At 44.5% G+C, this 12,671-nt stretch carries 12 protein-coding genes; 1 reads left to right on the top strand and 11 read right to left on the bottom strand.

The features are described 5' to 3' along the window. Positions 1 to 19: 19 nt before the first annotated feature. On the top strand, positions 20 to 2,098 hold the full coding sequence (locus J5O05_RS11400; protein WP_208842153.1) for a TonB-dependent receptor: 2,079 nt from the start codon (positions 20 to 22) through the stop codon (positions 2,096 to 2,098). 111 nt (positions 2,099 to 2,209) lie between these two features. On the opposite strand, the gene speD is transcribed toward J5O05_RS11400, so the two are convergent. From speD to rpe, 11 genes are all read right to left on the bottom strand, one after another. Next, positions 2,210 to 3,022, bottom strand: coding sequence for an adenosylmethionine decarboxylase (speD, locus tag J5O05_RS11395; protein ID WP_208842152.1), 813 nt, complete (start codon positions 3,020 to 3,022; stop codon positions 2,210 to 2,212). Between the two features lie 92 nt (positions 3,023 to 3,114). Continuing rightward, positions 3,115 to 3,522, bottom strand: a complete 408-nt coding sequence (locus J5O05_RS11390) for an OsmC family protein (protein ID WP_208842151.1) — start codon at positions 3,520 to 3,522, stop codon at positions 3,115 to 3,117. A 77-nt stretch (positions 3,523 to 3,599) separates the two neighbouring features. Beyond that, positions 3,600 to 3,935, bottom strand: a complete 336-nt coding sequence (locus tag J5O05_RS11385) for a DUF3802 family protein (protein WP_208842150.1) — start codon at positions 3,933 to 3,935, stop codon at positions 3,600 to 3,602. A 134-nt stretch (positions 3,936 to 4,069) separates the two neighbouring features. Continuing rightward, positions 4,070 to 5,542, bottom strand: a complete 1,473-nt coding sequence (astD, locus tag J5O05_RS11380) for a succinylglutamate-semialdehyde dehydrogenase (protein WP_208842149.1) — start codon at positions 5,540 to 5,542, stop codon at positions 4,070 to 4,072. 14 nt (positions 5,543 to 5,556) lie between these two features. After that, positions 5,557 to 6,573: an arginine N-succinyltransferase gene (gene astA / locus J5O05_RS11375; RefSeq protein WP_208842148.1), complete on the bottom strand. Its 1,017-nt coding sequence runs from the start codon at positions 6,571 to 6,573 to the stop codon at positions 5,557 to 5,559. A gap of 71 nt (positions 6,574 to 6,644) precedes the next feature. Then, a complete protein-coding gene (locus J5O05_RS11370) occupies positions 6,645 to 7,853 on the bottom strand; it encodes an aspartate aminotransferase family protein (RefSeq protein WP_208842147.1) in 1,209 nt (402 codons plus the stop codon). 311 nt (positions 7,854 to 8,164) lie between these two features. After that, the gene (locus tag J5O05_RS11365; protein ID WP_208842146.1) at positions 8,165 to 9,337 is read right to left on the bottom strand and encodes an HDOD domain-containing protein; all 1,173 of its coding nucleotides are present in this window, start codon (positions 9,335 to 9,337) and stop codon (positions 8,165 to 8,167) included. A 117-nt stretch (positions 9,338 to 9,454) separates the two neighbouring features. Continuing rightward, entirely contained in the window at positions 9,455 to 10,036 is a 582-nt protein-coding gene (locus J5O05_RS11360; RefSeq protein WP_208844519.1) for an anthranilate synthase component II, read from the bottom strand. Between the two features lie 186 nt (positions 10,037 to 10,222). Next, entirely contained in the window at positions 10,223 to 11,227 is a 1,005-nt protein-coding gene (trpS, locus tag J5O05_RS11355; RefSeq protein ID WP_208842145.1) for a tryptophan--tRNA ligase, read from the bottom strand. A gap of 26 nt (positions 11,228 to 11,253) precedes the next feature. Next, on the bottom strand, positions 11,254 to 11,916 hold the full coding sequence (locus tag J5O05_RS11350; protein WP_208842144.1) for an HAD-IA family hydrolase: 663 nt from the start codon (positions 11,914 to 11,916) through the stop codon (positions 11,254 to 11,256). A 2-nt stretch (positions 11,917 to 11,918) separates the two neighbouring features. Next, positions 11,919 to 12,587, bottom strand: coding sequence for a ribulose-phosphate 3-epimerase (rpe, locus tag J5O05_RS11345; RefSeq protein ID WP_208842143.1), 669 nt, complete (start codon positions 12,585 to 12,587; stop codon positions 11,919 to 11,921). Positions 12,588 to 12,671: the final 84 nt, after the last annotated feature.

The raw sequence follows: 12,671 nt of genomic DNA, 5'->3' as shown, positions 1-12,671 counted from the left end.
TGATGGAACTGAATGAATTATGAAAAGAAATCTTTCTGTACTTGCGTGTGCTTTACTCCCGTTTTTCCACGGTAATGCGTTGGCATCGAGCAATGATTTAGAGACTATAGAAGTCACTGGCGACTTTAAAAAAGAAAGCCTGATCACACTCTCTGCAAGCGCAAGCGTCTTCACCGACAGCGAAATGCAAGACAGAGGAGCGACCCATTTAGAAAACGTTCTAAACCAAGCTGCGAACATCAATTTCACTGCGGGGGCGTCTCGCGGTAAATTCATTCAAATGCGCGGTATTGGCCTTCGCTCGCAATTTGTCGATCCAATCAATCCAAGCATCGCACTCCTGATTGACGGGATAAATTACTCCGGCCTAGGTGGGGCGGGTGTCTTATTTGACACCGAACAACTTGAAATTTATCGAGGCCCACAAGGAACTCGATTTGGCGCAGATGCCTTAGCGGGTGTAGTACAAATCAGCGGTGTGCGTCCAAGTGACAACGCAGTAAAGCTCCAAGTTGGTGCGGGTAACTACAATGCATGGCAAGCAGGTATCGCTGCAGGTGTCGCATTGTCAGACTCATCGGCTGTGCGTGCAAGTTTCTACCAAAATACCAGTGATGGCTATGTCGATAATGTGTATTTGGACAAACCGACGCAGGACTTAGACGAAGCATCCGCACGAGTGGCGTTTAGCACTCAACTGACTGACGCACTATCTAGCACTTTAGTGCTTCACTACATTGACATCGATAATGGGTATGATGGTTTTACGCTCGACAACTCCAGAACCAGTGTTGCGGATGAACCGGGCCAAGACACGCAAGAAAGCAAAGCTGCAGCTTGGACCGTTAACTACACGGGGTTTGACGCGTTTAATCTGCAATCTAAGGTTACGGGTCTTGATGCAGACCTTGTTTATAGCTACGACGAGGATTGGGTCTGTAAAGATGCCACTAAACCTACTCTTTGCGTCGCGGGGCTTCACGCTGATGGTTACAGCTCGACGGACCGTTATTTGCGTGACCGCCAAGATGCGTCTGTGGATGTGTTCTTATCAGGCAAGCAAAACGAATGGGTGCTTGGCGCTATCGTACAGCGTCGCGATGTCGATTTAGTTCGTCAATATACTTGGTTCACTACTGACTTCAATTCTCGCTATGAAGTGAACAATCAAGCTATCTATGGTCAAAAAGAAACCCTGCTGGATGAGCAAACACGACTTATCGCAGGTCTTCGCGTGGAACGCTATGAAGGAGACTACAGTGACAGCTATCAACTTACGGCAACCACGGATGACACGATGGTTGGTGGTAAAATTGCACTTGAGTATCAAGTTCTGCCAAAAACCATGATATACACGAGTTTAACTCGAGGCTTTAAAGCCGGTGGGATTAACAGTGAAGCACTGGCCAAAGCTCAGGATGATGGCTTAGCGCTGCCAGTTGAAAATCAAAGCTTCGCCCCTGAATATTTGTGGAATGCGGAATTTGGTGTTCGCGGTGTTTCACTAGACAACAAACATACTTTACGCCTAACTGCATTTTACATGCACCGTGAAGACATGCAGTTGAAAGCTTGGAAAGTGCAAGATCAACGCTTTGCGGGCTACATCGCCAATGCGGATGGTGGCAAAAGCTATGGTTTGGAAATTGAAGGCCAATACCAATTTGATGCGCCTTTTAACTTGTCTTATAGCTTAGGTTACTTGGATACAGAAATAGACAAATTTACAACCCAAAGCGGTGTTGACCAAGATGGTCGAGACCAAGCGCAAGCACCAAAGTATCAGTACGCTTTTACTGGTCGCTATGACTTTGCCGATCACTGGCAAGTGAGTTTAGGGGTAGAAGGTAAAGACGAATATTTCTTCTCAGACAGCCACAACGCGAAAGCGCCGAATACCAACTTAGTGAATGCCGGATTGAGTTACCAACGCAATGCGTGGCGCGTCAATGCGTATATTCGCAACGCACTAGATAAAGATGTGCCAGTACGCGGCTTTGAATTTGGCAATAACCCACTGGATGGTTACACGACACATAACTACGTTCAGTGGGGTGAACCGCGAGTTTGGGGTGTCACAGTTACTTACTCAATGTAGGCTTGAAATCACAAAAAAACACGCCATTGGCGTGTTTTTATTGGAAAAAATAAAGCGGCTGAACGCCGCTTATTTTTTGGTTGTTACAAAACAGAAAAGCCGCTTTGTAACTTAGTCCGCATACGGCAAGTTACGACCGTAGAATACTTCTTGAATCTCGCGAGTCAGTTTATGACGGATTTCTTCCTCTTCATCAGCAGAAAGGTCGTCCGTTGTCACACCAAACAGATATGCGTTTAAGTCTGTGTTCTTCAACATCATCTTTGTATGGAACAGGTTTTCTTGATACACATTCACGTCCATCATTTGGTACGCTTCTTTCGTGTCTACCGTCATGTAGTTTTGGATCGAGTTAATTTCATGATCGATATAGTGCTTAACACCATTCACATCACGCGTAAAACCACGAACACGGTAATCTATCGTTACCACATCAGACTCTAACTTATGGATAAGGAAGTTTAAGGCTTTCAGCGGTGAAATCACACCACACGTCGACACTTCGATGTCAGCACGGAAAGTACAAATGCCATCATGAGGATGTGATTCAGGATACGTGTGAACACAAATGTGACTTTTATCTAAATGTGCAACGACCGCACCAGGCAATGGCCCTGGTGTTTCATCATCCACAAACGAATCACGATTTTCTACCGGCTCTTCTGAAACCAAAATCGTTACACTCGCACCTTGCGGATCATAGTCTTGGCGTGCAATATTTAGGATGTTTGCACCGATAATATCAACTACTTCTTTCAGAATGTCCGTTAAACGGTCAGCGCTGTACTGTTCATCGATGTACTCGATGTACTCTTGACGTTGCTGCTCTGTCTGTGCGTAGCAAATATCATAAATACTGAAGCTCAAACTTTTAGTTAAGTTATTAAAGCCATGAAGTTTGATTTTATTAAAGGGCTTGCTCACGTTAAGTCAACCTTATAACATGTCAATCTGCTTTGCAGAACCAAAAGTTCGCGGATTTTATACGAAAATGCCCGTTCAAAAAAGCGTTATTTTTAAACGCTTTCAACTACCTCAAAGCTATGTGTAATTTCGACTGTTTTTTCAAGCATTAACGCAACTGAGCAATATTTTTCTGCTGACAATTGAACTGCGCGAGCCACGTGGTTTTCAGCAACCTTTTCCCCAGTAACCACAAAGTGTAGATTCATTTTGGTAAATACTCTAGGTGCGTTTTCTGCTCGCTCCGCGGAGAGTTTGACTTCTACGCCATGCACAATTTGACGGGCTTTTTTCAAAATGCTCACCACATCAACCGATGAACAGCAGCCAGCAGACATCAATACCATTTCCATCGGGCTTGGCGTCGCGCTGTCTTTGCCCGCATCAAACACAACGTTATGACCTGAATGAGAACGACCAATAAACGTATCGCCTTCCACCCATTTTACTACTGCGTCCATTTTTTCTACCTTTTATAAACAGAAACCGCGCCAGTCACTGCGCGGTTTAACCTTACCTAAGAAATGAATTTTTGCGGTCAAACCGCTGAATCAAATAAATTTTTGACGAGTCCAGCAAACTCTTCAATGAAAGCTCGCTGTTCTTCGGTGACGCGTTTGTCCGTCACACTGGAAAGCACTTCTTGTAGGTCATAAACAATACCATCAACCTCTCGCACAATCATACTGCGCTGCTCGGTCGACAGTGCGTTGTGTTGTTCACACAAACGAATAACCTGCTCCGCGATGACATCTTCAATCAGCTCAATCACCGTCGGTGCACCGGGCTTTACAACGCCAGGCTTTTCAAACAAGGCTAAATTGTGTGTTAAATACATCACTAATTCGTCGTATCCTTGTTGATCAAGCACCATGTTTTACCCACCTAAAAGAATTAATACCGCTTGCTTTGATTTAAGCAGAAAGTGATCTTGATTGCTACTTTTGTGCGCCAAGCAAAACAAAAAAAGCAGCCTAGGCTGCTTTTTTAGTACTTAAGACTGAACCACTATTCAATGTTCAGACCAGGGCTTAATGTCGCTGGAATTTCTACTTTTTCCAACTCCACAGAGGCAACTGGGAATGCGCAGTAATCTGCAGCATAATACGCACTGGCACGGTGGTTACCCGATGCACCGATTCCACCAAATGGCGCCGCACTTGAAGCCCCCGTAATTGGGCGGTTCCAGTTTACGATGCCTGCACGAATACGACGGAAGAAATAGTCGTAATCGGCTTCGTTGTCACCAAGTAAACCCGCAGATAGGCCAAATGACGTATCATTTGCTTTTTCAATTGCAGCATCAAAATCAGTGTAACGGAACACTTTAAGCAATGGGCCGAAGTGCTCTTCATCTGGATAATCCGTTACATTGGTACATTCGATAATACCAGGCGTAACAAAACCAGTACCCGCTTGATGAGTCAGCTCTAGCAGAACTTCAGCACCTAAACTAACCAGTTGTGTTTGCGCTGCAACCATGCCCGCTGCTGCGCGTTCTGAAATCATGGATCCCATGAACGGCTGCTCTTGCGCATCAAAATGACCAATCTTAATCGCTTTTGTTGCACGGATAAGATGCTCAAGAATCGCATCGCCTTGTGCACCAGCAGGTAAGAACAACTTGCGAGCACATGTACAACGTTGACCACTTGAGATAAACGCTGATTGGATTATGTCGTGAACAACCGCTTTAATATCAGAAGCATCTTTTACGATAAGCGGATTGTTTCCACCCATTTCGAGTGCAAGAATCTTGCCCGGTTGACCTGCATATTGCTCATGCAATAAGTGACCGGTACGTGAAGAACCGGTGAAAAATAGGCCATCAATACCACGATGTGATGCAAGTGCTTTACCGGTTTCAACTTCACCTTGTACAAGGTTTAGTACACCTTCAGGTAAACCAGCTTGTTGCCACAATTTCAACGTTTCTTCTGCAACCATTGGTGTTAATTCAGATGGCTTAAAAATCACCGTGTTGCCAGCAAGCAATGCAGGGACAATGTGTCCATTCGGCAAATGACCAGGGAAGTTATATGGGCCAAAGACTGCAACCACACCATGCGCCTTGTGGCGAATAAATGCTTTTCCTTGCGGCATTGGGTTTTCAACCATGCCCGTGCGCTCGTGATACGCTTTTTCAGAAATGGCAATTTTACCGACCATTGCACCAACTTCAGTGCGCGTTTCCCATACTGGTTTGCCCGTTTCTTTACCAATTGCAATCGCTAAAGCTTCACTGTTTTCTTTTAATAGTTCGGCAAAACGTTTTACGATAGCCAGACGTTCTTCAAATGGGCGATCGCTCCACGCAAAGAACGCATTACGCGCTGCTTTTACTGCTATATCGACTTGCTCTGCAGATGCTGCATTCGCTGTCCAAATCACTTCGTTTGTCGCGGGATTCACAGAATTAAATGCTGTGCCTTGGCCTGCTTCCCACTGACCATTTATAAACTGTGCAGGATGTGTTGTCATAATTCGCCCCTAACTTAGATGGTTGCGATGGTGAGAGAGTCACCTTCTTTTACAAGTAGCGCATCAGCCACTGCTTGCGAAATAACAAGTTCGTTAGAACCTGCATCCACGCTCAACTCAACCACAGCAGCTCGATAGTCGACAAGTTTATCATTAGCGACCATGTATGGGGAACCACCTTGGTTGTTTCCAATTTTGACTATTTTGACTTGAGATTCACGTAAGGTACGAATATTTTCGACCTGAGCCTCCACGGTAGAGTTCGCATCGAAGATATCTACATAGCCGTTGAACGTGAAGCCTTCGCTTTTCAAAAGTTCAATTGCAGGGCGCGTATTGTCATGCACTTCACCCACAACCGCTTGCGCTTCTTTGCTTAAAAGATTCACGTAAATTGGGTACTTAGGCATCAACTCGGCGATAAACACTTTCTGACCAATACCAGTTAAATAATCGGCTGTTGGGAAATCCATCGAGAAAAAGTGTTCTTCTAACCATTTCCAAAATGGGCTGTTGCCGTGCTCATCAGACACGCCACGCATTTCTGCAATCACGGTATCCGCAAAACGTTCTTGATGTTGTTTGATAAACATAAAACGCGCTTTAGACAGCAATTTGCCGTTGTACTTTTGACGAAATTGCGGTCTCAAAAACAGAGTACACAATTCAGTTGCGCCAGTGTAATCATTACACAAAGTTAAAATATCTACGGCTTTGTAAACGTTTAACGTGCGTGACGAATGGATCACTTTAGAAAGGTGGTAGTGATAAAACGCATCATCTAACCCTACGGCAGCTTCAATAGCAGACGTGCCTACAACATCACCAGTTTCTGTGTCTTCCAGTACGAAGAGATAGCCTTCATCGTGCGGATGATCGGCCTCTTTTTCAAATGAAGCCATTGAACGCGCAATTTTGTTTTGCAGCAATTCTTCATGAACGGGTAACGAGGTGAAACCATGGCCCGATTCATGGGCAATGTTTAATAACGCTGGAAAATCACTTTCTCGGATTGGGCGAAGAACTAACATGAGACTCGCTTACTCCCCATTTAAATAATTGATATATTTAGGGGAGCTGTGCACTCCCCTAATCCTAATTCTTAATTTGCAGCAACCACTTTCGCTACTGCTTTTTCAAAGCGAGCCATTCCTTCGCGAATATCCGCTTCAGGGATCACTAATGATGGGGTGAAACGCACAACGTCTGCACCGGCCACTAAACTCATCACGCCTTCTTCAATACCCGTAGTTAAAAAGTCTTTTGCTTTACCTTTGTACGCGTCAGAAACCACCGCACCGATCAAGAGGCCTTTACCGCGAATTTCGCTGAATACGTTGTATTTTGTATTGATGTCATTAAGTAAAGACTTAAACAATTCTGCTTTTGCCTTAACCCCATCCAATACTTCAGGCGTATTTACGGTATCAAATGCCGCTTCAGCGACAGCACACGCTAACGGGTTACCGCCGTATGTTGAACCGTGAGTACCGACTTTCAAATGCTGCGCAATGGCAGTCGTTGTCAGCATGGCACCAATCGGGAAACCACCACCAAGCGCTTTTGCCGAAGTTAGGATGTCAGGTGTAACACCTACGCCTTGATACGCATACAATTCGCCAGTACGACCAACACCAGTCTGTACTTCATCAAAAATCAACAGTGCGTTGTGCTTGTCACATAGTTCACGCACACCTTTAACGAATTCCGCTTCAGGTGAAACGATACCACCTTCACCTTGCAAAGGTTCCATCATTACCGCACACGTGTTGTCCGAAATCAGTGCTTCTACTGCACTTAAATCGTTGTAATCCACATGGTAAACGTCACCTGGTTTAGGACCAAAACCATCAGAATATGCAGCTTGACCGCCCACGGTAACCGTAAAGAAAGTACGACCATGAAAGCCTTTATTGAACGCAATAATTTGACTCTTGTGTGCGCCAAAGTTGTCTAATGCCCAACGACGAGCCAATTTCAATGCGGCTTCATTTGCTTCTGCACCAGAGTTCGCGAAATACACCTTGTCGGCAAATGTCGCGTCGACTAATTTTTTCGCTAAACGCAAAGCTGGTTCATTGGTCATGACATTTGATAAATGCCAAATCTTTTCGCCTTGCTCTTTCAAAGCGTTAACCAAGGCTGGGTGACAGTGTCCAAGACAGTTAACCGCGATACCGCCAGCAAAATCGACAAACTCTCGACCTGACTGATCCCAAACGCGAGACCCTTGACCTCTGACTGGGATAACAGCAGAAGGTGAATAGTTAGGGACCATTACTTCATCAAATAACGCACGATTGACTGTCATGTTCTTTCCTCTTGGTTAATTTTCGCCAAATAAATTACTCTTTCAGTTAAGCATTATTTCACAAATCCGCAGTCTAAATACCTGTACAAATTTGCATTGGCGCATTTTTTGTTCGTGCATTATTTCAGAAAAAAATCCCTTTGTCTCATGCAAAAAATTCGTTGAGCCTTTGATTTTAAAGGGGTTGAGACATATTATTCAATCGGAGTGAATAACTATTTGGCATTTGAATAGAAGCTTTCGCCAAACAACTCCATGGCTTAGGAGTATTGTTCACATTTGGCGAAATGAATGAATAGTCGTAAAAAAAATTATAAAATAGTTAACTGCAATGTATGGTAACTATACTTTCCTAGGTGTTCGAGCAACGATTTATCCAATCCTAAATGCTCAAACCACATTTGCGCTTCGTCTTCTTCAATCAAATTACTGTCTTTAAGTAACAGATACTGAGCATAACCGTGCGCTTTGGTTAGAATGCGGGTCAAAGGTAATGGATCTGAGAGAGTATCATTGTTGGACGAGCGCATCGCCACCAACTCTTCCATGACCGCGTTGAATGGCAAATAACGAAAGGCCATTTTTTCAATTAATTTTGCCGACAAAATCATGCTGTCGTGCATTAACAGATTTCGTAAAAACAACGGATCCGGACTTAGCTCAAGCAGCGCCGTGTGAAGATCTTTGTGGTTTTTTTCGCGTGCGATCATTACCTTATTTTGCCAAACCTGCTCAAACGTTCGCAGATACAAACGCGTCACTGCAATTTTCCCAAGGTCCATTAACATGCCAAGAGTGAAAGCATGTTGTGGGTTGACGCCTTCAAGCTCGGCTAACTGCCTAGCGGCGATTGCAGTAGACATCGATAAGTCTCGCAATTTACGCTTCAACAACGGAAATGGCTCGGTGGCATGAGGCATCCAATGGCGCATCGCAAACGTTGGAATAACAAACTGAAGATTTTCTAAGCCGAGATACCTAAGTGCCAGTGCCGGTGTATCCACCTTCACTGCAGTCCCTTTGGCTGACTGTTTACGGTATTGCGGCAAGTTCACTAGAGAAACTAAATCTCGTCCAAGCCAACTTAAATCATTAACGAGTGGTTCTAAGCGACCGACGGAGGCCGAGCGCACAGACAGAATATCTAATATGGTGGGCACCGTATCTTGGATTCCAACCACTTCGGTGTAAAGCTGTTCTAAGTCTTCTTTCTTGTTTTCGATTGCCGATTCAATAACTTGATGTAGGTGATTGCTGGCTTTCGCGACGTATTTTAAATGGCTTGAATTGAGTTCCTGACGTTTTGACGCCGCAGCAATTTCGACGTCCAACATCGTACGCTGTGGAATATCTTCACCATAATTGAGATCAAGCGTATGAATATAGCCAATTTGCTGTTGAGCAAAATTATGGCTAATTAGCACATCGTGAAATCGTCGCGCTAACGCTTGAGCAATCCTTGACTGGCGGATATCTTGGCTCATGGATCCTCTAATTACTTTACGTGACTCTAAAAAAGAAATGATGCTTTTGGCTTACTTGCCGTAATACTATCCCGATTTTACTAATAAATCACATTTTCTGTAGACGCTTATTATAGGTTAGAAGCGACGAATAAAGTTATCAAGTAGAGTCAGACCATATTCCGTCAGGATTGCTTCGGGATGAAATTGCATACCTTCGAGCGCGAATTCCGTGTGCAGCAACCCCATTATTTCCTCAATAGAACCATCCGTTTGCTGTGTCCAAGCTGTCATTTCTAGCGAGCTTGGCAAGGAAGATTGCTCGACGACAAGCGAATGATAGCGGCAAACATTGAATTGCGTTGGTAAGTCGTGGAAAACCCCTTTATGGTTGTGGTGTAGTATGGAAGTTTTGCCGTGCATCACAGTTTTTGCGCGAATAACGTTCGCACCCAGTGCTTGTGCTATCGTCTGATGTCCGAGACAAATACCGAGAATGGGGTAAAGCCCTTTTAATTGCTCCACGACTTGGAGTGAGACCCCGGCTTCATTTGGCGTGCAAGGTCCAGGTGAAATAACGATGTGTTTTGGCTTTAATTGTTTAATTTGCGCAATTGAAATTTCATCGTTGCGTTTTACTACCACTTCTTGATCGAGTCGCTGAAAGTACTGCACTAAGTTATACGTGAATGAATCGTAATTATCTATCATCAACAACATGAACGCGAACCCATTAAAACTCGGTGCAACACACACCGCTTTATAAACAGCGGCATTGTACACGAATCATGCTTGCCGGAGGTAGTTATTGGCAAAAATACGAATTCGGGTTGAGAGCGGCACCAATAATCTCATCCAAAAATAAAGGGAACCGAAGTTCCCTTAAATTTTGAAATGGCCGCATTACTATGGTCTTGGAATATAACCTAATGCGTCGTACACTTTTTTCAATGTTTGCTCTGCACGCGCACCTGCTTTTTCCGCACCTGAACGCATAATTTGGTTTAATAACGTTTGGTCTTCGCGGATGGCCTTGAAACGCGCTTGGATAGGTTCAAGCATGGCGACAACCGCATCGGCCGTGTCTTTCTTCAAATGACCATACATCTTATCCGCGTAGTCAGGAACGAGATCTTCCACGCTACGTTTTGTTGCAACCGACAGTAACGTCAGTAGATTTGAAACACCGGGTTTTTCTTCACGGTCAAAATAAATTCGTGCCTGTTCGTCTGAATCGGTAACCGCTTTTTTCAATTTCTTCTCGATCTGCTTTGGATCGTCCAACAACATCACGTAACCATTCGGGTTGTCATCTGATTTTGACATTTTCTTTAGCGGATCTTGAAGACTCATCACTCGCGCACCTAACTCAGGAATGTAAGGCTCTGGAATTTTGAATACATCACCATATAAGTTATTGAATCGAGTTGCGATATCGCGCGTTAATTCGAGATGCTGCTTTTGATCTTCACCTACCGGCACTTGATCCGCTTGATACAGTAGAATATCCGCAGCTTGTAGAACCGGGTATGCGAACAATCCAACGTTGATATTGTTCGCATTTTTAGCGGATTTATCTTTGAACTGCGTCATGCGATTCAACTCACCCATCTGGGCGTAACAGTTAAGTACCCACGCCAATTGCGCGTGCTCTGGCACTTGTGATTGTACAAAAAGTGCCGCTTTTTCTGGATCAATGCCACACGCTGCATACAGCGCAATACCGTCAAGTACGCGGTTTCTGAGCACTTCAGGTTCTTGGCGAATGGTAATCGCATGCAAGTCAACCAGCATAAAGAAACTTTCGTGATCTTCTTGTAAGCTAAGCCACTGGTTAATTGCACCAACATAGTTACCAATTGTCATACCACCGGTTGGCTGAATGCCGCTTAACACTACAGGTTTAGTCATGATGTTCCTTTACGTTTTGTTAATTGCTATTTCATTAAAACAGGGATTATATCCAAGAATCCACTTAAGAGGTACTGTGGATTAAATTCTTGTAAATTTTCGCCTTGGTGATAGCCATAGGTCAAGGCTATTGCAGGAATTCCTGCAGCATTGGCTGCAACTAAATCACTTTTGGAGTCGCCCACCATCATCACGTCTTCAGGTTTCAATCCCAATGCATTGCAAGCATTGAGCAACGGCTTTGGACTTGGCTTTTTCTGACCATCATCCCCACAAACCAACACCGAAAAATGAGACGCTATGCCCAATTTATTCAAAAGCGTTTCCGTAAAGTCGCGATTTTTATTGGTCACAATTGCTTTTGGAAATGCGGCAAGTGCACTAAGCCCCACCAAGACATTTTGATAAAGCGCGGCATATTGCCCAACAATTTCAGCGTAATGGAGTTTAAAACGTGAAATTGCGTAGGCAACGGTCTCTGGCGGTAACGTTGGGTTCACCTCCATTGAACCGCTGGTTCCACGCTTGACGAGCATATCAATACCATTACCTACCCAAGTCGTCACCAACGCATGACTGACCACAGGATACGCCACTTCCGTCAGTGTCAAATTCAGCGCCATGTACATATCTTCGGCGCTGTCGACTAACGTCCCGTCTAAATCGAATAAAATACCTTTAACCGCCATGATTAAACCTTTGCAAGTTCGGCGCGCATCGCATCGATAACCTGTTTGTAATCAGGTTGACTAAAAATGGCCGAACCGGCAACGAACATGTCGGCCCCAGCCGCTGCAATTTCTGCGATGTTGTCCACTTTCACGCCCCCATCAACTTCCAAACGAATGGGGCGACCCGACGCATCAATACGCTCACGTACTTGGCGCAATTTATCCAACGTATTTGGAATGAAGCTCTGTCCGCCAAAACCTGGATTTACAGACATAAGGAGGATTTGGTCGACTTTGTCCATCACATAATCAAGATAATGAAGTGGCGTCGCTGGGTTAAAAACCAATCCAGCCTCACAGCCGTTTTCTTTGATGAGCGCAAGACTTCTATCTATGTGCTCACTCGCTTCAGGATGGAAAGTAATGATACTGGCGCCCGCTTTCGCAAACTCTGGGATTAAACTGTCGACAGGTTTTACCATCAGATGCACATCAATTGGTGCGGTTATTCCATAGGCTCTTAACGCCTGACACACCATGGGACCAAATGTTAGGTTTGGGACATAGTGATTATCCATCACATCGAAATGAACAACATCAGCGCCGGCATCGAGAACGCGCGCAACATCGTCACCTAATCTGGCAAAATCCGCAGATAAAATGGATGGTGCAATCAAAAACTGAGACATAGTAAAACCCTTGAACGACTAGATACTGGCTATACTTTACCGCAATTTGACCCACTCCATAAAATTATTCTTTGAATATCCAAA

Source organism: Pseudoalteromonas xiamenensis (assembly GCF_017638925.1).
Classification (GTDB): Bacteria; Pseudomonadota; Gammaproteobacteria; order Enterobacterales; family Alteromonadaceae; genus Pseudoalteromonas; species Pseudoalteromonas xiamenensis.
The sequence above is the reverse complement of the archived record's forward strand: the minus strand, read 5'-3'. Positions and strand labels throughout refer to the sequence as shown.

Coding starts and splice junctions, on each gene's coding strand:
- J5O05_RS11400 (WP_208842153.1), top strand. CDS start 20: ATGAAAAGAAATCTTTCTGTACTTGCGTGTGCTTTACTCCCGTTTTTC.
- J5O05_RS11390 (WP_208842151.1), bottom strand. CDS start 3,522: ATGGACGCAGTAGTAAAATGGGTGGAAGGCGATACGTTTATTGGTCGT.
- J5O05_RS11385 (WP_208842150.1), bottom strand. CDS start 3,935: ATGGTGCTTGATCAACAAGGATACGACGAATTAGTGATGTATTTAACA.
- astD (WP_208842149.1), bottom strand. CDS start 5,542: ATGACAACACATCCTGCACAGTTTATAAATGGTCAGTGGGAAGCAGGC.
- astA (WP_208842148.1), bottom strand. CDS start 6,573: ATGTTAGTTCTTCGCCCAATCCGAGAAAGTGATTTTCCAGCGTTATTA.
- J5O05_RS11370 (WP_208842147.1), bottom strand. CDS start 7,853: ATGACAGTCAATCGTGCGTTATTTGATGAAGTAATGGTCCCTAACTAT.
- J5O05_RS11365 (WP_208842146.1), bottom strand. CDS start 9,337: ATGAGCCAAGATATCCGCCAGTCAAGGATTGCTCAAGCGTTAGCGCGA.
- J5O05_RS11360 (WP_208844519.1), bottom strand. CDS start 10,036: ATGTTGTTGATGATAGATAATTACGATTCATTCACGTATAACTTAGTG.
- trpS (WP_208842145.1), bottom strand. CDS start 11,227: ATGACTAAACCTGTAGTGTTAAGCGGCATTCAGCCAACCGGTGGTATG.
- J5O05_RS11350 (WP_208842144.1), bottom strand. CDS start 11,916: ATGGCGGTTAAAGGTATTTTATTCGATTTAGACGGGACGTTAGTCGAC.
- rpe (WP_208842143.1), bottom strand. CDS start 12,587: ATGTCTCAGTTTTTGATTGCACCATCCATTTTATCTGCGGATTTTGCC.